Annotated in this window: 21 protein-coding genes; 6 read left to right on the top strand and 15 right to left on the bottom strand. The window is 67.2% G+C overall.

Annotation, left to right across the window (positions count from 1 at the left end):
• Nucleotides 1-40: 40 nt before the first annotated feature.
• From ACWEWT_RS14540 to infC, 8 genes are all read right to left on the bottom strand, one after another.
• Nucleotides 41-667: a dihydrofolate reductase family protein gene (locus ACWEWT_RS14540; protein WP_452559094.1), complete on the bottom strand. Its 627-nt coding sequence runs from the start codon at nucleotides 665-667 to the stop codon at nucleotides 41-43.
• On the bottom strand, nucleotides 664-1140 hold the full coding sequence (locus ACWEWT_RS14535) for an SRPBCC domain-containing protein (RefSeq protein WP_452559181.1): 477 nt from the start codon (nucleotides 1138-1140) through the stop codon (nucleotides 664-666). The genes ACWEWT_RS14540 and ACWEWT_RS14535 overlap by 4 nt, the downstream gene beginning before the upstream one ends.
• Entirely contained in the window at nucleotides 1127-1471 is a 345-nt protein-coding gene (locus ACWEWT_RS14530) for an ArsR/SmtB family transcription factor (RefSeq protein ID WP_452559092.1), read from the bottom strand. Before ACWEWT_RS14530 ends, ACWEWT_RS14535 begins: the two co-directional genes overlap by 14 nt.
• A 93-nt stretch (nucleotides 1472-1564) precedes the next feature.
• On the bottom strand, nucleotides 1565-1879 hold the full coding sequence (locus ACWEWT_RS14525) for a zinc-binding dehydrogenase (protein WP_452559091.1): 315 nt from the start codon (nucleotides 1877-1879) through the stop codon (nucleotides 1565-1567).
• Nucleotides 1876-2124 (bottom strand): hypothetical protein, encoded by a 249-nt coding sequence (locus ACWEWT_RS14520; protein ID WP_452559090.1) that lies wholly within the window; start codon nucleotides 2122-2124, stop codon nucleotides 1876-1878. Before ACWEWT_RS14520 ends, ACWEWT_RS14525 begins: the two co-directional genes overlap by 4 nt.
• A 120-nt stretch (nucleotides 2125-2244) precedes the next feature.
• The gene (gene rplT, locus ACWEWT_RS14515) at nucleotides 2245-2625 is read right to left on the bottom strand and encodes a 50S ribosomal protein L20 (protein ID WP_452559088.1); all 381 of its coding nucleotides are present in this window, start codon (nucleotides 2623-2625) and stop codon (nucleotides 2245-2247) included.
• Between the two features lie 113 nt (nucleotides 2626-2738).
• Nucleotides 2739-2933: a 50S ribosomal protein L35 gene (gene rpmI / locus ACWEWT_RS14510; RefSeq protein WP_452559087.1), complete on the bottom strand. Its 195-nt coding sequence runs from the start codon at nucleotides 2931-2933 to the stop codon at nucleotides 2739-2741.
• A gap of 144 nt (nucleotides 2934-3077) precedes the next feature.
• On the bottom strand, nucleotides 3078-3722 hold the full coding sequence (infC, locus tag ACWEWT_RS14505; protein WP_452559179.1) for a translation initiation factor IF-3: 645 nt from the start codon (nucleotides 3720-3722) through the stop codon (nucleotides 3078-3080).
• 333 nt (nucleotides 3723-4055) lie between these two features.
• Here infC and ACWEWT_RS14500 point away from each other — a divergent pair, with 333 nt between their 5' ends.
• Together ACWEWT_RS14500 and ACWEWT_RS14495 are read left to right on the top strand one after the other, a co-directional pair.
• Nucleotides 4056-4583, top strand: coding sequence for a DinB family protein (locus ACWEWT_RS14500; protein ID WP_452559085.1), 528 nt, complete (start codon nucleotides 4056-4058; stop codon nucleotides 4581-4583).
• Nucleotides 4584-4613: 30 nt separating this feature from the next.
• Nucleotides 4614-4955 (top strand): DUF1844 domain-containing protein, encoded by a 342-nt coding sequence (locus ACWEWT_RS14495; protein WP_452559083.1) that lies wholly within the window; start codon nucleotides 4614-4616, stop codon nucleotides 4953-4955.
• Between the two features lie 78 nt (nucleotides 4956-5033).
• On the opposite strand, the gene uvrA is transcribed toward ACWEWT_RS14495, so the two are convergent.
• Nucleotides 5034-8057, bottom strand: coding sequence for an excinuclease ABC subunit UvrA (gene uvrA, locus ACWEWT_RS14490; RefSeq protein WP_452559082.1), 3024 nt, complete (start codon nucleotides 8055-8057; stop codon nucleotides 5034-5036).
• A 386-nt stretch (nucleotides 8058-8443) separates the two neighbouring features.
• Nucleotides 8444-9586 carry a beta-ketoacyl synthase N-terminal-like domain-containing protein gene (locus tag ACWEWT_RS14485; RefSeq protein ID WP_452559080.1) on the bottom strand — a complete coding sequence of 381 codons (1143 nt, stop codon included), beginning with the start codon at nucleotides 9584-9586 and terminating at the stop codon, nucleotides 8444-8446.
• Nucleotides 9587-9775: 189 nt separating this feature from the next.
• Here ACWEWT_RS14485 and ACWEWT_RS14480 point away from each other — a divergent pair, with 189 nt between their 5' ends.
• A complete protein-coding gene (locus ACWEWT_RS14480) occupies nucleotides 9776-11107 on the top strand; it encodes a diguanylate cyclase domain-containing protein (RefSeq protein WP_452559078.1) in 1332 nt (443 codons plus the stop codon).
• Between the two features lie 126 nt (nucleotides 11108-11233).
• A complete protein-coding gene (locus tag ACWEWT_RS14475) occupies nucleotides 11234-13564 on the top strand; it encodes a HelD family protein (protein WP_452559077.1) in 2331 nt (776 codons plus the stop codon).
• A gap of 71 nt (nucleotides 13565-13635) precedes the next feature.
• On the opposite strand, the gene ACWEWT_RS14470 is transcribed toward ACWEWT_RS14475, so the two are convergent.
• The 3 genes from ACWEWT_RS14470 to ACWEWT_RS14460 form a co-directional block, all read right to left on the bottom strand.
• A complete protein-coding gene (locus ACWEWT_RS14470; protein ID WP_452559075.1) occupies nucleotides 13636-14088 on the bottom strand; it encodes a universal stress protein in 453 nt (150 codons plus the stop codon).
• A 333-nt stretch (nucleotides 14089-14421) separates the two neighbouring features.
• Nucleotides 14422-14835 carry a DoxX family protein gene (locus ACWEWT_RS14465; protein WP_452559073.1) on the bottom strand — a complete coding sequence of 138 codons (414 nt, stop codon included), beginning with the start codon at nucleotides 14833-14835 and terminating at the stop codon, nucleotides 14422-14424.
• A gap of 56 nt (nucleotides 14836-14891) precedes the next feature.
• Nucleotides 14892-15734, bottom strand: a complete 843-nt coding sequence (locus ACWEWT_RS14460) for a DUF6597 domain-containing transcriptional factor (RefSeq protein WP_452559072.1) — start codon at nucleotides 15732-15734, stop codon at nucleotides 14892-14894.
• 100 nt (nucleotides 15735-15834) lie between these two features.
• Here ACWEWT_RS14460 and ACWEWT_RS14455 point away from each other — a divergent pair, with 100 nt between their 5' ends.
• A complete protein-coding gene (locus ACWEWT_RS14455) occupies nucleotides 15835-16305 on the top strand; it encodes a VOC family protein (RefSeq protein WP_452559070.1) in 471 nt (156 codons plus the stop codon).
• Between the two features lie 26 nt (nucleotides 16306-16331).
• Here ACWEWT_RS14455 and uvrB read toward each other — a convergent pair whose 3' ends face one another.
• The gene (gene uvrB, locus ACWEWT_RS14450; RefSeq protein ID WP_452559068.1) at nucleotides 16332-18524 is read right to left on the bottom strand and encodes an excinuclease ABC subunit UvrB; all 2193 of its coding nucleotides are present in this window, start codon (nucleotides 18522-18524) and stop codon (nucleotides 16332-16334) included.
• Between the two features lie 108 nt (nucleotides 18525-18632).
• Here uvrB and ACWEWT_RS14445 point away from each other — a divergent pair, with 108 nt between their 5' ends.
• Nucleotides 18633-19157, top strand: coding sequence for a DUF402 domain-containing protein (locus ACWEWT_RS14445; protein WP_452559067.1), 525 nt, complete (start codon nucleotides 18633-18635; stop codon nucleotides 19155-19157).
• Nucleotides 19158-19223: 66 nt separating this feature from the next.
• Here the strand turns inward: ACWEWT_RS14445 and coaE are convergent, their stop codons facing one another.
• The gene (coaE, locus tag ACWEWT_RS14440; protein ID WP_452559066.1) at nucleotides 19224-20429 is read right to left on the bottom strand and encodes a dephospho-CoA kinase; all 1206 of its coding nucleotides are present in this window, start codon (nucleotides 20427-20429) and stop codon (nucleotides 19224-19226) included.
• Nucleotides 20430-20486 lie beyond the last annotated feature (57 nt).

Raw genomic sequence — 20486 nt, 5'->3', positions numbered from 1 at the left:
CGACGGTACGCCACCGGGAACCCGCTCCGACCGAACCGGTTCACAGGAACTGGGTCACACCGTCGAATTCGGCGAGTGGCGCGGCACCGATCACGTCGTATTCGAGCAGGAGCAGGCCGTGGTCGGTGGCCTCGTGGCGGGTCAACCGGAGCCCGGTGGCCGGTCCGGTCCCGGCGAGCAGCCGTCGCCCCGTCCTCAGCACAGTGGGCGCAACGGCCAGCCGGACAGTATCGACGAGTCCGGCGGCGAGCAGTGCGTCGCCCAGCCGGGAACTACCGTGGATCTGCAATTCCCGGCCCGGGCGCCGCAACAGGCCGGCGACCGCGGCCACCGGATCTCCCGGCAGCACCGTCGTCGGATTCCATTCCCCCTCGGTCAGGACGCTCGAGACCACATACTTGGGCAGCGTGTTCATCCGCTCGGCGAACGGGTCACCGGGATCGGTGATCGCGGGCCAGTCACGCGCGAACGCCTCGTAGGTCCGGCGGCCGAACAGCAGGCCGTCGGCGGCGTCGAGCCATTCGGAGGTGCGCCGGATGAAGGTCTCGTCCAGATACGGCACCAGCCAGCCGCCGCGATCGAAACCATCGCTGGTGTCCTCCGCCGGGGAACCCGGCCCCTGACTCACCCCGTCGAGCGTGCTGAATTCGGTGAGCACCAGTTTCATACCCGGGCCCCGCTCTCGACGAGCGCGGCGAGCTGGTCGGTGACCGTGCCCCACCCGTATTCGAACCCGAGCTCTTCGTGCCGGGCCCGTGCGGCCGGATCGGCGTGCCGGACCAGTACGTGGTAGTCCGTACCGTCCGGGTGATCACGCAGGGTGATCTCCGCGGTCATCACGATCTCCCCGGTTGCCGGGCGCAGACCGCTGTCCAGTGCGGTGGTGAAGACCAGGCGTTCGGGCTCCTCGGTCACCAGGAAACACGCGTCGAGGTGCGGAACGAATTCGCCGTCGCCGTCGCTCATCGTGGTCACGAGGGCGCCGGCCGGACGGACCTCCAGTCGTTCGACCCGGCAGCGGGCCGGGGCCGGCAGCCACCAGCGGGCCAGGCTGCCGGGATCGGTCCAGGCGTTCCACACCTTCGTCCGCGGCGCCCGGATCACGCGGTGCACGGTGAGGTCGAGGTCAGGGTTCATCAGTGGGCTCCTGGGTTTCGAGAAGGAAGTGTTCGAGTCGATCGGTGCGGTCTTCCCAGAGACGGCGCTGTTCGGCCAGCCAGCCGTCGATGAGGGCGAACCGTTCGCGATCGAGCTCGCAGTGCCGTACCCGTCCGGTCTTGGCCGTCCGGATCAGTCCGCTGTCCTCCAGCACGCGAATATGTTTCATGAACGACGGCAACGTGATCGGCAGGTCCTGCGCCAGTTCACCGACGCTGGCCGGACCGGCCCCGAGCCGCTGGACCACCGTCCGCCGGGAGGGATCCGACAGCGCGGCGAACACGGTGTCCAGCGACTCCGAATACTTAGCCATGTGGCTAAGTATTAACCGAGCAACCCCGCCACCGCAAGCCCGTCGGCATACCCGGCCGGAGCCACCCCGGGCATTCACCGCGTGACCAGGGATTCAGTCGTAGACCAGTACGGCCCGGCCGATGACATCGCCGCGGCCCAGTGCGTGGATCGTCTCGTTCACCTCCTCGAACCGGACGGTGTACACGGTATGCCGGATCCGGCCGCGTTCCGCGAGGTCGAGTACCTCGGTGAGGTCGTTGTAGTTACCCCAGAACGACCCGAAACAGCTGAACTCCCGGGCGACGAAGGGAAGCAGCGGAATATCGATGCGATTGCCGATGAGACCCACCGAGGCCACCGCGCCCTGGGTGGCGAGCAGATCGAAGGCCGGCCGGATCGACTCCGCCGAGCCCGCGCATTCGATCACCGCGTCGACTCCGGCCGGCCGGTCAGGCCCTCCAGCACCGCACGTACCCCGTCGGCCGACCTACCGCGGGTGTTGATCATATGGTCGGCCCCGTTCTCCAGGACCACCTCGACCTCCAGCGCCACCTCGACGTGCTCATCGTCGTACAACGTGGGTAACCAGGCACAGGCATTGTCGCAGGAATCCCGGCACTCGCCCAGGGGCGGCGACGGGCCGCGAATCCCGATACGGGCCCCGGCCGACACGACCCGCACATCGTCGCGGCAGCGGTCCCGAAGACTCCCGAACAGCAGGAAGGCCCCCTCCCGTCGGGAGGGGGCCTTCCGAATATCCTGCCGGACGAGCGTCCGGATCCGGATAACGACTCAGGCGGCCGGAGCGTTGACATCCTCGGGCAGCGCGGCCTTGGCGACCGTGACCAGGCCGGCGAACGCCTGCGGGTCGGAGACGGCCAGCTCGGCGAGGTTCTTACGGTCCACCTCCACACCGGCGGCCTTCAGGCCCTGCACGAAGCGGTTGTAGGTGATGTCGTTGGCGCGGGCCGCGGCGTTGATCCGGGCGATCCACAGCTTACGGAAGTCACCCTTACGCGCCCGGCGGTCCCGGTAGGCGTAGGTGAGCGAGTGCAGCTGCTGTTCCTTGGCCTTGCGGTACAGGCGCGAGCGCTGTCCGCGGTAGCCCTTCGAGGCCTCGAGGATGGAACGGCGCTTCTTCTGAGCGTTGACGGCCCTCTTGACGCGTGCCACTGGTCAGTCCTAATCGATCTTGGGGGTGCCCGGTCGAGCGCACCCGAGTGGGTCGGTTCTTCGGCGTCCGGTCGCAGATGCGGTACCGGACGGTATCGGTCCCGGAAAGGGGATCAGATACCCAGCAGCTTCTTCACACGGCGGACGTCGGGTGCGGAGACCGACTCCGTGCCTTCCAGACGACGAGTCCGGCGGGAGGACTTGTGCTCGAGCAGGTGCCGGCGGTTGGCCTGCTGACGGCGCAGCTTGCCCTTACCGGTCACCTTGAAACGCTTCGAAGCGCCGCTGTGGCTCTTCATCTTCGGCATGGCAACCTCAATCTGTGTCGTGCCCGCGCAGGGGCGGACCAGGTGTACTGATCAGCGTTATTGCGGGCTCGACGCAATACCGCTGCGGCGTTCGCCGCGATCTGTGCGGCGGAGCGCCGCAGTGTGCACGGCAGAAGCCGTTGTTTATTGCGCGACCGGCCGACCGGCATTCGGCGCCGCGCTACCGGGCTGCGACCGGACCGAATCCTCGGCGGCCTTGGCCCGCGTCTTCGCGCCCTTGTGCGGGGCGAGGACCATCGTCATGTTGCGGCCGTCCTGCTTGGCCGAGGTCTCGACGAAACCCAATTCCGCCACGTCGGAGGCCAGCCGTTGCAACAGCCGGAAACCGAGCTCGGGCCGGGACTGCTCGCGCCCCCGGAACATGATGGTGACCTTGACCTTCGACCCCGCCTCCAGGAACCGCACCACATTGCGCTTCTTGGTCTCGTAGTCGTGATCGTCGATCTTGGGCCGCAGCTTCTGTTCCTTGATCACGGTCTGGACCTGGTTCTTCCGGGACTCGCGCGCCTTCTGCGCGGTCTCGTACTTGAACTTGCCGTAATCCATGATCTTGCAGACCGGCGGACGTGCATCCGGCGCGACCTCTACGAGGTCGAGATCTGCTTCCAGGGCGACGCGTAGTGCATCTTCAACACGCACGATCCCAACCTGTTCACCGCCGGGTCCGATGAGCCGGACCTCGGGAACACGGATGCGATCGTTGATGCGGGTCTCAGTGCTGATGGGGCCTCCTAGGTCTAGCGGTCTCGTTCGACGACCGCTCGAAATGAACCCCTTGTTCAACACAAAAGCCCCGTCGCGGTATTTCGCCGCCACGAGGCCCGATGTCGACCGGTCCGTGCAGGTCTTACCCGTGCACCACGATCCGCCGGAACGGTATCGCGAAACCCGCCCGTACGGGCGGGCGACCGGACCGTTTGACCAGGCGATCACTCGCCGGCAACGGTGGGAGTCGGGCTCCACTTGGTTGCCCCGGACAGGCCCGGGGCGGTCGTCGCCGAGAAGTTTAACAGCTGCGGTTCGGATCTCCGAATCGCCCCGGGAACACCCCCGGCAAAACCGGTTGCTCTCATTCGGGGCATCGTGCCAGGCTCGACGGCCGTGAGCAGCCGACGTGATTTGCTGCGCTGGCATTTCGACCTGACCTGGTCACTTGCCCAGCTGCATTTCGAAGCCCTGACCGACGACGATACGCACTGGACGCCCGCCACGGCGACCTGGACGGTGCATCGCGGTACCGATGGGCGGTGGCGCCCGGATTTCGCGGAGGTCGAACCCGAACCGGTGCCGGTACCGACAATCGGCTGGCTCACCTGGCATATCGGCTGGTGGTGGAGTTCGGCGATCGCGCACGCCGAGGGCCGCGACGTACCCGACCGCACCGAGGTGTACTGGCCGGGCGATACCGCTGCGGCCCTCGACTGGCTGAACACGCTGCGCGAGCAATGGCTCGGAGTTCTCGATCGCGTCGCGGATCCCGAACTGGACACCGTCGCCTCCTACCCGTGGCCCGTCGAAGCCGGGTTGACCGTCGCCCACCTGGCCGCGTGGGTGAATATGGAATTGACGAAGAACGTGACCGAGATCGGCCAGTTGCGGATGCTGCGCGCAGCCGGACCGGCGCGCTGACCCCACCACGGGTTCTCTAGCCTGGGACGCATGACCGAACAGCCCGAAGGCGATGTGCGCGAACTGGCCGATATCCCCGCCGTGGAGGTGATCAGCCGCGCGGCCGTGATGCTGATGAGCTCGGCCGCGGAGAAGCTCGGGCTCGGCGACGACGACCCGGACAACAGCCCGCGCCGGGATATGGACGAAGCACGCCGCGTCATCACCGCGCTGGCCGGGCTGATCACCGCGTCGGTGGAATACCTCGGCCCGCACGCCGGGCCGCTGCGGGAAGGCCTCCAGTCGCTGCAGAAGGCATTCCGCGAGAGTTCCGCCGTTCCCGACGCCCCCGGTACCGGCCCGGGCGAGAAGTACACCGGACCCGTCCACTGATCGGTTTCCCGGCGCCGCTCTGCTGATCCGGCCGGACGACGGCGGTGCAGCGGCGCCGGACGCGATACCGAGCCGGGATCAGCGCAGGGCGGCGGCCTTGCGGGCCAGGCGTTTCGCCTTCTGCGGGTCCGCGGCCTTCGCGGCCGGTTCCGCCGCGGCGGCCGCTTTCTTCGCCGCGACCGCCTTCTTCGCCGGTGTCTTCCGCGCGGTGGCCGCCTTCTTCGCCGGAGTCGTGGCCGGGACCGCGGGTTCGGCGAGGATCTCCTTCAGGAACTGGCCGGTGTAGCTGTCCTGGTTCGCGGCGATCTCCTCCGGAGTACCGTCACCGACCACCGTGCCGCCCCCGGAACCACCCTCGGGCCCCATATCGATGACCCAGTCCGCGGTTTTGATCACATCCAGGTTGTGCTCGATGACGATCACCGTATTGCCCTTGTCCACCAGGCCGTTGATCACCGCGAGCAGTTTGCGGATGTCCTCGAAATGCAGGCCGGTGGTCGGTTCGTCGAGAATGTAGACCGTCCGCCCGTTGGAGCGTTTCTGCAGTTCGGCCGCCAACTTCACCCGCTGCGCCTCACCACCGGACAGTGTGGTCGCGCTCTGCCCCAGCCGTACGTACCCCAGCCCCACATCGACCAGGGTCGAGAGGTACCGGTGGATGGAGGTCACGGGTTCGAAGAATTCGGCGGCCTCCTCGATGGGCATATCGAGCACCTCGGCGATGGTCTTGCCCTTGTAGTGCACCTCGAGGGTTTCCCGGTTGTAGCGGGCGCCGTGACAGACCTCGCACGGGACGTAGACATCCGGCAGGAAGTTCATCTCGATCTTGAGGGTGCCGTCACCGGAGCACGCCTCACAGCGACCGCCCTTGACGTTGAAGGAGAACCGGCCGGGCTGGTATCCGCGCACCTTGGCCTCGGTGGTGGAGGCGAACAGGCTGCGGATCTTGTCGAACACGCCGGTGTAGGTAGCCGGATTGGACCGCGGCGTACGCCCGATCGGTGACTGGTCCACCCGTACGAGCTTGTCCAGCTGGTCGAGTCCGTTGACCCGGGTATGCCGGCCGGGGACCTGCCGGGCACCGTTGAGCTTGTTCGCCATGACGGTGGCCAGGATGTCGTTGACCAGCGTGGATTTACCGGAACCGGAGACACCGGTGACGGCGGTGAGCACGCCCAGCGGAAACGCCACATCGATACCCCGCAGATTGTTCTCCGTCGCGCCCACCACGGTGACCCGCCGCTTCTTGTTCACCGGGCGCCGCATCATCGGGATCTCGATCCGTTCCCGGCCGGATAGGTACGCGCCGGTCAGCGAGTGTTCATCGGTGAGCAGATCCGCGTAGATCCCGCTGTGCACCACGCGACCACCGTGCTCGCCGGCGAGCGGGCCGATATCGACCACCCAGTCCGAGGCCCGGATCGTGTCCTCGTCGTGCTCGACCACGATCAGGGTGTTGCCCAGATTCTTCAACCGGGTCAGGGTTTCGATGAGCCGCCGGTTATCGCGCTGGTGCAGACCGATGGACGGCTCGTCCAGGACATAGAGCACCCCCACCAGGCCCGAACCGATCTGGGTCGCCAACCGGATCCGCTGCGCTTCACCGCCGGACAGCGTGGCCGCGGCCCGGGACAGGGTCAGATAGTCGAGACCGACATCGAGCAGGAAGCCGAGCCGGGCCTGTACCTCCTTGAGCACCTGTCCGGCGATGGCCGCCTGCCGTTCACCCAGGGTCAGCGCGTTGAGGAATTGCGAGCAGTCGCGGATGGACAGTTCGCTGACCTCGGCGATCGACTTCCGCTCCGCATCGGCGGCGAGGGTGACCGCGAGAATCTCCGGCCGCAGCCGCGCCCCGCTGCACACCGGGCACGGCACATCGCGCATATAGCCCTCGTAGTGCTCCTTCATCTGCTCGGACTCGGTGGAGTCCAGCCGCCGCTGCAGGAACGGCATAACACCTTCGAAATCGGCGTAGTAGGAACGCTTCCGGCCGTAGCGGTTGGTGTAGACGATATGTACCTGATCGGAACTGCCCTCGAGCACCGCCTTACGCGCCCGCGGCGGCAGGTCCTGCCAGGGTGTGTCCAGATCGAACCCCTGCGCCGCGGCCAATCCGGCCAGCAGCCGCAGGAAGTACTCGGCGCTCTGCCCGCGCGACCACGGCGCGATCGCGCCGGCGGCCAGACTCAGCTCGGGATCGGGAACCACCAGTTCCGGATCGACCTCCTTGCGGATACCCAGGCCAGTGCAATCGGGGCAGGCGCCGTAGGGCGAGTTGAAGGAGAACGAGCGCGGTTCGAGATCCTCGATATCGAGGGGATGGCCGTTGGGGCAGGCCAATTTCTCGGAGAAACGCCGCTCCCGGTCGTGCGCGTGCTCGTCCCGGTCGACGAAATCGAGCACCACGATGCCGTCCGCCAGGCGCAACGCGGTTTCGATGGAATCGGTGAGCCGCTGTTTGGCGGTCGATTTCACGGCGAGGCGGTCCACCACCACCTCGACATCGTGCTTCTCCTGTTTCTTCAGCTTCGGCGGATCGGTGAGCGGGTACACCACGCCGTCCACCCGGACCCGGGCGTAGCCCTGGGCGTGCAACTGGTCGAAGAGATCGACGAATTCGCCCTTACGGGTACGCACCACCGGCGCCAGCACCTGGAACCGGACGCCCGGCTCCATGGCGAGGACCTGGTCGACGATCTGCTGCGGGGTCTGCTTGGCGATCAGCTCCGAGCAGACCGGGCAGTGCGGGACACCGGCGCGGGCGTACAGCAGACGCAGGTAGTCGTGCACCTCGGTGATGGTGCCGACCGTGGACCGGGGGTTGCGGTTGGTCGATTTCTGGTCGATCGAGACGGCCGGTGAGAGCCCCTCGATGAAATCCACATCCGGTTTGTCCATCTGGCCGAGGAACTGCCGGGCGTACGCGGACAGCGATTCCACGTAGCGGCGCTGCCCCTCGGCGAAGATCGTATCGAACGCCAGACTGGATTTACCCGACCCGGACAAACCGGTGAAGACGATGAGACTGTCGCGGGGCAGATCGAGATCGACCCCCTTGAGATTGTGCTCCCGAGCTCCGCGCACAGTCAGGCGTTCCGCCACCAGGTCGGTCCCTTCTCGTCATCGTTCGTCGTCGATAGTGCCGCCGTCGCACCGGGTGCGTGCACACCGTGTCCGCGACAGCGCGGTGCACAGCCCGATCCACCCCGGCCGATGTCCACGGCTCGGGTCGCGGGGCGGGCCCGCGGCGATAGTAGGACGGGCCACCGACAAGTTTCGCCGAACGGCCGGTCCGAGGCGGTTCACGGTGCGTGACCCGGCTGTCCGCCCACCGTCACACGGGAGCAACCCCCGGCGGCATCTCGGAGCGGGCGCCGGAACCGGCAGCACAGGCCTGCCGGACGGGCTCACCACTCCAGAGTAGGCCAACAGGTGGTGTCCGGGGAGCGTGGCACCGGCCACTCCCGCCGGCGGTACCCGAGTCCGGTTCAGGCGGCCGGACCCAGGATCACCATCGAGTTGTTACCGCCCATCCCGAGCGACAATTTGGCCGTGAGCCCCGGCCCGGCCGGGGAAGGTCCGTCCAGCAGGCGGTGGTGCGCCGGCGCCACCGCGGGCGGTGCGGGGATGATCCCCCGGTCGTACCCCAGCGCCGCGGCCGCGAGCTCCACCGCGCCCGACGCGGACTGGCAGTGACCGACCAGTGGCTTCATCGAGTACACCGCGGGCCGGTCGGCGAACACCCGGGTGAGCAGATCCCGTTCGGCCCGGTCGCACTGGGCGGTACCGGTCCCGTGGGCGTTGAAGTAATCGATCTCCGTCGCGCCGACCCCGGCATCGGCCAGCGCGTGCCGGGCACAGTCCACGATCCGGTCGTGGCTCGGTTCCACCGACACCACATGATGAGCTTCGCTGTTCATCGCCCCGCCGAGGACGGACGCGTAGCCCCGACCGGACCCGCGGCCGAGCACGAACCCCACCGCCGCCTCCCCCACACTGAATCCCCGGCTGCCCCGCTGGAACGGCCGACAGCCCTCCAGCGATTCCACATCGACGACGGCGGCACCCAGCTTCGCGAACTGCCGGACCAGTTCCGGGGTCGCCGACAGGTCCGAAGCCACGCACACCACATCGTCCACCAGTCCGGCGGCGAACCACAGCTTCGCCTGCAACATCGCGACATTGGCCGAGCTGCACGCCGCCGAGACACCCAGCACCGGCCCGGTGAAATCGAACGCCTGGGTCACCACCGACGCCGGTGTGGACGGCAGCAGCCGCAGGAAATCCCGGCCACGGAATCCGGCACCGGCCGGACCGGAGAACTCCTGCCAGTGCCGGACATCACCCAGCACCGCGGCGTGCACCAGTCCCACTCGTGGGCCGGGTTCCCATCCGCGGGACCGGGCATCGGCGATGGCTTCGTCGACCGCCGCGAAAACCGCCCGGCCGTAGCGGGTTCCGAGCGCCGGATCACCGCCGTCGGGCACCAGCGCCGCCCAGCCGCCGGTCGCCGGATCCACTCCGTAGCCGGGTTCGAACCGGGCCGCCGATTTCCCGCTCGTCACCCCCGCCCAGAATGCTTCCCGGCCCCATCCGTATCCGGTGACCGCCCCTATCCCGGTAATCGTCATAAGATCGACGCTGAGTCCGGTCCCCGCCATGACAATCTCCCTCGCCGGTTTCCCGCCCTCGGTACCGCCGGGGACACGTAATGGCGTGATAAATCGCGATATCACGTCCACTACGTCCGATTTTATGCGTGTGGATCCCGGAGTAGAGCCGTGTTTGAATGTCCGGGTCCGCCGACAATGGGGGTTGGTATGGGAGAGCGCAGGGCGACCGCCGCCGAGCAACTCGCGCATCGGTACCGCTCCCTGGTCGAACACTCTCCCGACGGCATCTGCGTCCACGAACGTGGCATCGTCGTCTACGCCAATCCGGCGTGCCTGCGGATCATGGGCGCCAAGAACCTCGCCGAGGTCCTGGGCCAGCACATCGCCCGTTTCGTCCACCCGGATTTCCGCCAGCCCATGTACGAGCGCATCGCCGGCCTCACCGCGACCGGGATCGCGTCGGAACCCACCGAGATGGTGCTACTGGCCCTGGACGGACGCGAGGTCCCGGTGGAGACCGTCTCGGTGCTCACCGCCTGGCACGACCGCCTCGCCTACCAGGTCGTGATCCACGACCTCACCGCCCAGAAAGCGGCCGAACGCGCCCAACGCCGCGCCGAACAACACTTCACCACCGTGGTCTCACAACTCGAGGAGGGTGTCGCGGTCATCTATCGGGACGGCATCATCGCCTCGGCCAACCCGGCCGCGCGCCGCATCTTCGGAATAGCCGACCGGATCCAACTGGTGGGCTCCAACATCAACGAACTCCCCTTGGAACTACTGGACGCGAACGGGCGGTCGATGCCCCGGGAGCGTCATCCGGTGGCACGGACGTTGTCCACCGGCGAAACCGTCACCGCCTACGTCTTCGCCGTGGTGCGACCCGACGGTCAGCGGCGCTGGCTGGCCGTATCGAGCCGGCTGCTCAATCCCGACGAGCAGGGTACCGCCGCGGTGTGTTCGTTCACCGATATCACCGAGTACCTGGCCGGCCGTCGCCAACTCGAGTACCAGGCCACCCACGATCCGCTCACCGGGCTGGCGAACCGCTCGCTGATCCTGTCCCAGCTGTCGGGGGCGCTCGCGGCCAGCGGCGCGCACCGGGTGTCCACGGTGATGTTCATCGACCTCGACGGCTTCAAATCGATCAACGACACAATGGGCCACGCCATCGGCGATACCGTGCTTCGCATCGTCGCCCACCGCCTGCAACGCGCACTACGTGCCGATGATCTGGTGGGCCGGCTCGGCGGTGACGAATTCCTCGTACTGCTGGCCGGCCGCCCGGGCGACGAGGAGCTCGAACCGCTGGTCGCGCGATTGCGCTCGGCGATGGCCGAGCCGATCGTCGCCCGCGGGCACCGGATCGCGGTCAACGCGTCCATCGGGGTGACCACATTGGAACCCGGCGACACCCGGACCCCGGAAGCGGTACTGCACGACGCGGATGTGGCCATGTACGAGGCCAAATCACCGACTCGGCGCGAGGGCTCACGGGGGCGCGGGGTCCGCGGCGACAACTCACACGTCTCCTGATCCCGCCTACGCGACCTGCGGAAACAACATCCGGTACGAACCCGCAGTAGAATCGACAACTCTGTGCACGCGATCCCGCCGTGTTCCGCCGAGCCCGTCCCGCCGTGGGTGAGAAGGAGTCAGAACTTGCCCGACAACCGCACCGAGGAACGCCCCATCGAGCCGGCGCCCGACGCGGCGCCGCCGGATCCGGCGACGCGGGACCTCGACCACGAACAGGAATATCTGTCGGTGCTCTACGAGCGGCTCGACGGGATGCGGGCCTACGCGGACAACCGGCTGCGCACCGTTCTGCTGGAGACCGGGGGGACCCCCCAGGCCCGCACCGAACGGGAGTCGTTCACCCAGCTCTACACCGAGGATCTCGCCAAATACGATGCCGCCGAACACGGGCTGTGTTTCGGCCGCATCGACCTGGCGGCCGATCACAGCGATCCGGAACAGCGGTATATCGGCCGGTTGGGCATCCTCGACGAGGACAACGACTACGAACCGCTGCTGCTGGACTGGCGCGCGCCGCTGGCCCGGCCGTTCTATCTGGCCACCACCGCCGCGCCGGACGGGGTAGTGCGGCGGCGGCATATCCGCTCCCGCAACCGCCGGGTGACCGCGGTCAACGACGAATACCTGGATCTGGCGGCCGCCCGGCAGGCCGGGGTCACCGCCGCGGCGGGCGGGGTCGGTAGCGAGAGCGCACTGCTGACGGCGTTGAACGCCGCGCGTACCGGTCAGATGGCCGATATCGTCGAGACGATCCAGAGCGAGCAGGATGCGATCATCCGCGCCGAGCACAAGAGCGTGCTGGTGGTGCAGGGTGGTCCCGGCACCGGTAAGACGGCGGTGGCCCTGCACCGGGCGGCCTATCTGCTCTACACCTACCGCCAGCAGCTCGCCAAGAGCGGAGTGCTGATCATCGGTCCCAACGCCACCTTCCTCGACTACATCGGGCAGGTGCTGCCGTCACTGGGTGAGACCGGTGTGCTGCTGTCCACCATCGGTGATCTGTACCCCGGGGTGAAGGCCACCCTGACGGATTCGCTGCGGGCCGGCGAGCTCAAGGGCTCGACGAGTGTGCTCGAGATCTTGAAGAACGCAGTACGCGACCGCCAGCAGGTACCGGGTGAGCCGATCACCCTGAGTTTCGACGGCTATCCGGTGACCCTGGACCGGAAGATCGTCACCCGGGCCCGGGGCCGGGCTCGTTCGTCGCGGCGCCCGCACAATCTGGCCCGTCCGGTCTTCGCGTCGATGGTGATCGAAGCGCTCACCGACCAGCTCGCGCAGACCATGGGCGCCGACCCCGCCGGTAACGGCCGCAGCCTGCTCAGCGCCGCCGATCTGTCCGAGATCAGCGACGAATTGCGCGCCGACGCGAAAGTGCAACGGGTCCTGGCCGAACTGTGGCCGCTGCTCACACCGCAGCAGGTCCTGGGCGATCTGTTCGCCGATTCCGGCCGGCTCGATCGGGCCGCCGGCAAACTGCTCGACCCGGCCGACCGAGCCGAGTTGCTGCGCACCGGCACCGGCGAATTCAGCGCCGCCGACGCCCCGCTGCTGGACGAGCTCGCCGAACTACTGGGCACCGACGACGCCGAGGAGCGCGAACGCGCCCGCCGGCGCTGGCGCGCGCAGCTCGCCGAGGCCCAGGACGCCCTGGACATCCTCACCGGATCGGCACCGCAGGATCTCGAGGACGAACTCGATCCGGAGATCCTGATGGCCTACGACCTCATCGACGCGAGCCAGCTCGCCGAACGCCAGCAGGTGCGCAACCGGCAGACCACGGCCGAACGCGCCGCGGGTGATCGCACCTGGACCTACGGGCACGTGATCGTGGACGAGGCCCAGGAGCTGTCGGAAATGGCCTGGCGGATGGTGATGCGCCGGATCCCGAACCGGTGGATCACCGTCGTCGGCGATATCGCGCAGACCGGCGATCCGGCGGGCGCGCGCTCCTGGTCGGACATGCTGGAACCCTATGTGGCGAAGCGGTGGAAACGCACCGAGCTCACCGTGAACTACCGGACCCCGTCGGAGATCATGGCGGTCGCCGCCGATGTCCTGGCCACTATCGATCCCAACGCCGATGTGCCGCGTTCGGTCCGCGATTCGGGAAAGCGACCGCGGGCCTACCGGGTGGCGGCGCCGGAGATGGTCGCGACCCTGTCCGGCCTGCTCGCCGAGGAGCAGGGACCGGGTACGGCCGCCGTACTGACACCCGCCGAAATCGTCGCCGAATTCTCCGGTCTGGCAAGCGAATCCGTACGAGTGCTGACGGTTACCGAAGCCAAGGGTCTGGAATTCGACGCGGTGTACCTGGTGGAGCCGGGTGCGGTGATCGCCGAATCACCGCGCGGGCACAACGATCTGTACGTCGCGATCACCCGCGCCACCCAGCGGCTCACGGTGGTGCACAGCGGAGATCTTCCGCCGGAACTGCGGCGCCTGGCCGGCTGACCACCCGCCCGAACGCGTCCGCCCCATCCGGAAGCCGTACTCCGGGTGGGGCGGTGTCCGCGATCGCTGTCTCAGCGCACGGTGTGCACGATCAGCACATCGGACTTCGATTTGCGCGCCACATCCGAGGGCACCGAACCCAGCAGCCGACCGGCGAGGGTGTTCAGGCCCCGGTTACCGACGACGAGCAGATCAGCCTGGGTCTCCCGGACCAGATCCAGCAGGGATTCGACCGGTTCACCGACGATGGCCTTCTCGACGATCTCTTTCGCTCCGGCGGCGGTGGCCTTGTCCCGGGCGGTGCGCAAGATCTCGTTGGTGGGCGCCGAACCACGAACCTGGTACGCCTCGTCCTTGAGCATATCGCTCGCGGCGGCGACGTCGCGGTCGTCGGTCGGGTAGTAGGCGCAGGCCACGATGAGCGTCGAACCCGCGGCTCCGGCCAGTGAAGCGGCCTTCTCCACGGCGACGTACGACGAGTCCGAGCCGTCGGTACCGACGACAATGGTCCGGTAGGCGGTCATTCTCTCCTCCAACTGTGCGGGGTATAAACGCGGCCGCGCCGGAAGCTCGACGGAAATCGGGCAGCGGCGCAGCGACTGCGTAGACCATAGCCGGAAACCTCGGCCCGAATATCCGGATTCGTTGTACATCACATACGTAGCCGACAGCGGCGGTGTTTCACATTTCGCTCCGGTCGAACCGCGGACGCGTCGCCTACCTGCCGATTCGCTCCCGGGCCCGGGTAAACCTGTGAGCGATCACAAGGAAAGCGAACATCGTTGGCGCCGTAGGATTTTCCTCACAGTACCGATGCCCGCCGGGAAGCGACGGACACCGGCACCATTTCCATCGGATCAGAGCGAGAACAGCGGACCCGTTATCGTCAGACCCAATTCATCGGTGTGTGCGAAAAACGCGAACAGCATGACGCAGGCACCCGCGAGCGCGAGGTCCTTGTTGAACTGGATCGTCTCGGACTGGGTGGCCTCGGCCTCGGTCTCCTTCCAGAAACTGTGCATCATGATCATGGTCGGGACGAGCATGATCAACAACAGCAGCGCGCCCAGATCGGCCCAGATCCCGAACAGAATGCTGATGCTCCCCAGCAGCATGAGCAGCCCGGACCCCTGCACGGCCAGTTCGGGCACGGGTACACCCTTGGCTCGCGCGTATCCCGCCATGGCCTTGGTCTGGGTGAAATGGCCCAGGGCCGAACTCAGGAACAGAATGACGAACATCACCCGGCCGATCAACACCACGACATCCATGTTCAGCTCCTCATCTGTAGCCGACGGGTACCGCTTCGGTGAGATGCCAACACCGATTATGAGGCCGGCAGCACCTTCGAGGTCACCTCATCGCGCGAGCGTAACGAATTCTTGGCATATTCCAGCGGCGCCATTCCGACCTCGGCGGTGAACTCTCGGGTGAAATGCGCCTGATCGAAATACCCGAGTTCGGCGGCCAGTGCGGCCAGATCCGCGATACGACCGCGGGCCAGTAGATCGGCGCCGTCCTGTAATCGATATCGGCGCAGTACCCATTTCGGTCCCGCGCCGATATAGCGGCGGAAAAGTCGCTGCAGCGTACGCACCGGTACCCCGAACCGCTCGGTCACCTGATCCACCCGGGTCAGTTCGGGATCGGCCGCCATGGCGGCGGCGATCGACAGCACGAGGCGATAGTTCGGGTCGTCCCGGCGCGCCCGGGCACCCAGATGCGCTTCGACGAGACGGCGCCGGCCGAGATCGGCGGGTTCGGTGAGCACCCGGGCGACGAGGTCCCCGGTATCCGACAGCACGTCGTCCAACGGCACCGCGCGATCGCGCAGGGCGCCCACATCGAGACCGGCGAAGGCTCCGAATCCGCCGGGGCGGAACCGGACACCGAACGTCTCTCCCCGGCCGGTGAGCTCACGGACGAACTTCCGGGTGCAGACCCCGTTGACGAAACCACCGCACCGGTCGCCCTCACGTTCGAAGGTGATGTGCACACACGGGTAGGGCAGCACTTCTGCCGTATAAGGTGCCCGGCCGCGCATATCCCAGCGCACCGACCAGTACCACTCCACATAGTCCGATACGGCCGCACCCGCGGGCAGCCGGTTCAGGGTGCGGAACCGTTCCTGCTCGTGCGGATGCAAGATCGCCTTACGGTCCCCGGCCACGGGTACTTCCGGGGCGGGTATCCGCCGGTCAGCCACGGCCGCTGCCCCGCTGTCGCTTTCTTACAAGAATCCGCCGCCGCGGCCCGGCAGAGTCGAACCCATGAGCGAAACAGTCGATCCCATCCCCGCGGGCTACCACTCCATCACCGTGTTCATCGCGGTATCCGACGGCAATGCCGCCATCGACTTCTACACGGCGGTGTTCGGCGCCGAGGTCGTCTCGCGCAACGATATGCCCGACGGCCAGCCCGCCCACGCCGAACTGAAGATCGGTGATTCCACCATCCAATTGGGGCTCCCGGTACCGGACCAGAACGTCCTGGCACCGACCGGCGACTGGGTGCACACCTCCCTCGTCCACTACTGCCCCGATGTGGACGCCGTGATCGCCCGCGCCCGCACCCACGGCGCCGCGGTCGCGGAGGACCCGGCGACCTTCGTCACCGGGGACCGCTACGGCGCCCTGAAGGATCCCTTCGGGCATCGCTGGGTCGTCATGACCCGGGTCGAGGACGTATCCCGAGAGGAGGCCCAACGCCGCGTCGACGAATGGATGGCCACCCAGTCCTGATCCGGGACTGCGCGGTACGGATCCGGTCACTGCAGTCCGGCCGCGTCCATACCGCGCAGCTCCTTCTTCAGATCGGCGATCTCGTCGCGTAGCCGGCCCGCGAGCTCGAACTGCAGTTCGCGGGCCGCGTTCATCATCTGATCGGTGAGTTCGGCGACCAGATCGGCCAGCTCCGCCCGCGGCATGGACTTGATATCGCGCCCCTCCACGATTCCCGCACTGACCGCCCGGCCCGGTTCCCCCTGGGCCCGGCGCCCGCGGCTGGCATTGCGGCCCGAACCGCCGACCTCGACCTCGTCGCCGGCCTCGGAATAGACCTGGTCGAGGATATCGGCGATCTTCTTGCGCAGCGGCTGCGGATCGATCCCCATCTCCGCGTTGTAGGCGAGCTGTTTGGCGCGGCGGCGCTCGGTCTCGTCGATCGCGTCCCGCATCGAATCGGTGATCTTGTCCGCGTACATGTGCACCTCACCGGACACATTGCGCGCGGCACGCCCGATGGTCTGGATCAGGCTCTTCGTACTGCGCAGGAACCCTTCCTTGTCGGCGTCCAGAATGGCGACCAACGACACTTCCGGTAGGTCCAGACCTTCGCGCAGCAGGTTGATACCGACCAGCACGTCGTATTCGCCGAGCCGCAGTTGCCGCAGCAATTCGACCCGGCGCAGGGTGTCGATCTCGGAGTGCAGGTAGCGCACCCGCACGCCGAGCCCGAGCAGGTAGTCGGTGAGATCCTCGGCCATCTTCTTCGTGAGTGTGGTGACCAGGACCCGCTCGTCCCGCTCGGTACGCAGCCGGATCTCGTGCACGAGATCGTCGATCTGTCCCTTGGTCGGTTTCACCTCGACCTTGGGATCGACCAGACCGGTGGGCCGGATGACCTGTTCCACCACCTCACCACCGGTGCGGCCGAGTTCGTAATCGCCGGGAGTGGCGGACAGGTACACCGCCTGACCGATCCGTTCGGCGAACTCCTCCCAGGTGAGCGGCCGGTTGTCGACCGCGGAGGGCAGCCGGAAACCGTACTCCACCAGATTGCGCTTACGCGACATATCGCCCTCGTACATTCCGCCGATCTGGGGAACGGTCACATGGGACTCGTCGATCACCAACAGGAAATCGTCCGGGAAGTAGTCCAGCAGGGTGGCGGGAGCCGAACCGGCGGGCCGGCCGTCGATATGGCGCGAATAGTTCTCGATCCCGGAACAGAATCCGACCTGCCGGATCATTTCGAGGTCGTACTGGGTCCGCATCCGCAACCGCTGTGCCTCGAGCAGTTTGCCCTTGCGTTCGAGCTCGGCCAGTCGTTCCTCGAGTTCGGCCTCGATCTCGACGACCGCGCGTTCCATCCGTTCCGGTCCGGCCACATAGTGCGTAGCGGGAAAGATACGCACCGTATCGACTTTGCGCACGACATCCCCGGTGAGCGGGTGCAGATAATAGAGCTCTTCGATCTCGTCACCGAAGAATTCGATCCGGACCGCCAGCTCCTCGTAGGAGGGGATGATCTCGACGGTATCGCCGCGCACCCGGAAGGAGCCGCGGGTGAACGCCATATCGTTGCGCGTGTATTGGACATCCACCAGCATCCGCAGAAAGGCGTCGCGGTCGACTTCCGAGCCCACTTCGAGCAGCACGGAACGGTCCAGGTAGGACTGCGGAGTGCCCAGGCCGTAGATACAGGACACCGACGCGACGACGATCACATCCCGGCGGGACAACAGCGCCGAGGTCGCCGAATGGCGCAGTCGCTCCACATCGTCGTTGATCGAGCTGTCCTTCTCGATATAGGTATCGGTCTGCGCGATATAGGCCTCGGGCTGGTAGTAGTCGTAATAGGAGACGAAATACTCCACCGCGTTGTGCGGGAACATCTCGCGTAGTTCGTTGGCCAGCTGTGCCGCCAGCGTCTTGTTCGGCGCCATCACCAGCGTCGGCCGTTGCAGACGTTCGATCAGCCAGGCCGTGGTCGCCGATTTACCGGTACCGGTGGCGCCGAGCAGCACCACATCGGGTTCGCCCGCGTTGATCCGGCGTTCCAGTTCCTCGATCGCGGTGGGCTGATCACCGGCCGGCTGATGCGGGCTGACCACCTCGAACCGACCACCGGTGCGTTCGATCTCGCTGACCGGGCGGAAATCCGATTTGGCCAGCGGGGTCTCCCCGTCGGCCTCGGTCCCGGTGACGCCGGCCGCACGGAGTTCGGTTGCGAATGCCATACCCCAAGACTAGGCGCGGCCACCGACAGAATGCCTTCCGTCCGGGATGGCGCCCCCGCGGAGCCGGGCCGCACGGTATCGCGTCCGGAGTGGGTAGATTCGGCACCTGTGACACAGGCAACCAGCGTGGACGTCCACCGGCCCAAGGTGGAGTACTTCGATATCGCGGAACTGACCAATACCGACCCGAAGGGTTTCGTCCGCGAAGTGGAGCGCTACCAGGTCGAGCCCTGGGGGCTGTACATGGCCCGCACCGCGGACCATCCCCAATTCCATTACCTGGAATCGTGGTTGTTGCCCTCCCTGAATTTGCGCGCTTCGGTATTCCATTTCCATCCCGCGCATATGCGCGACCAGGACTACTACGTCGATATAGGCGAATTCGGCGAGGTCGAGCCGAAGAAATGGCGGTCGGTCGACCATTACCTCGACCTGGTCGTACGCACCGGTCGCGAAGCCCAGCTCTTGGACGTCGACGAACTACTGGCCGCCCACACCGCCGGTCTGATCGATGCGGAGACCGCGGAGAAGGCAGTGGCCACCGCGGTCCGCGCGATCGACGGTATCGCCGCCCACGGCCACGATTTCCAGGCTTGGACGGCATCCCTCGAGATGCCGCTCACCTGGATGTGAGATATCGGTGGCGGGGACTCCGGCGCCGGCAGTCCCCGCCACCCGCCGCCGGAACGACCCGCTCCACTACTCAGGGTGCGCGACGCGCCAGTCCAGGACCCGCCGGTACACCGAATCGAACCAGGGTTCTTTCAGCTCCAGGTACGCGGCGGTCGCCGCGGCACCGTCGGTGCCGGCGGCCGCCGCGGCGGCCTTCCGCTTCAGTTCGGCGTACTCGGCACGGACGTCCGGTTCCGCGCGTAACCAGTCCCGGAACGCCAGTGCGAATTCCTGTCCGGGGCTACCGGCGGCTCGCAGGTGGACATAGGCCGGACGGCCCGGATCCGCGCTACCGTGCACCCGCTTCTCCCAGCGCCGGATATCCGGCGACCGCTCATCCGGTGCGGGCTTCGGATTGTCCCGGGTACTGCCCGGGATCAGCGGGAACCCCGCCCCCGCCAGCGCATCGCGGATACCGTCGGCCGCGGCGAGGTCGGCGACGGTGATCTGCAGGTCGATCACATCCTTCGCGGGCAGGCCCGGGACGGCGGTCGAGCCGATATGGTCGATCCGCACGGCGGCCGCACCGGCCGCCACCTGCAGTCGCGCAATGAGCCGTTGCGCCTGGGCCGCCCACTCCGGGTCCGGATCCACCAGTCGGGGCGCCGGGCGCACCACATCGCCGGAGCGCATATTCGCTTCGAACGGAACCAGCCGCTCATCCCAGAGCCGGGCCACGGCCTCCGCTACCGACTCGGCGGGGCCGTTGTTGTCCAGCAGCACATCGGCAGCCGCGCGACGCTGCTCGTCGGTGGCCTGCGCCGCGATCCGGGCACGGGCATCGGCCTCGGGGACGCCGCGGAACTCGACCAGGCGCCGGACCCGGGTCTCGGCGGCGACGTCCACGACCAGCACCAGGTTCATGAAGGGCGCCATATGGTTCTCCACCAGCAGTGGAACGTCCTGCACCACAATGGCATCCGGTGCGGCGGCGGCGAAGAGTTCGGCGGTGCGCTGCCCGACCAGCGGGTGGGTGATGGAGTTCAGCGTGGTGCGGGATTCGTCGTCGCGAAAGGCCTTGGCCGCCAGCGCCGGACGATCGAGGCTCCCGTCGGCCGCCAGGATATCCGGGCCGAACGCCTCGGCGAGGGCCGCGAGTCCCGGCGTCCCGGGTGCGACGACTTCGCGAGCGATGACATCGGAGTCGATGAGCACCGCACCCCGCTGTACGAGCGCCCGCGCGACCGTCGATTTACCCGCTCCCATACCGCCGGTGAGGCCGATTCGTAACATTCGCTCAGTCTCGCATCCGCGAGCGCCGAACCGCCGGCGAGGCCGTCCTCTATACCC

The organism is Nocardia sp. NPDC003963, assembly GCF_053605105.1.
The sequence above is the reverse complement of the archived record's forward strand: the minus strand, read 5'-3'. Positions and strand labels throughout refer to the sequence as shown.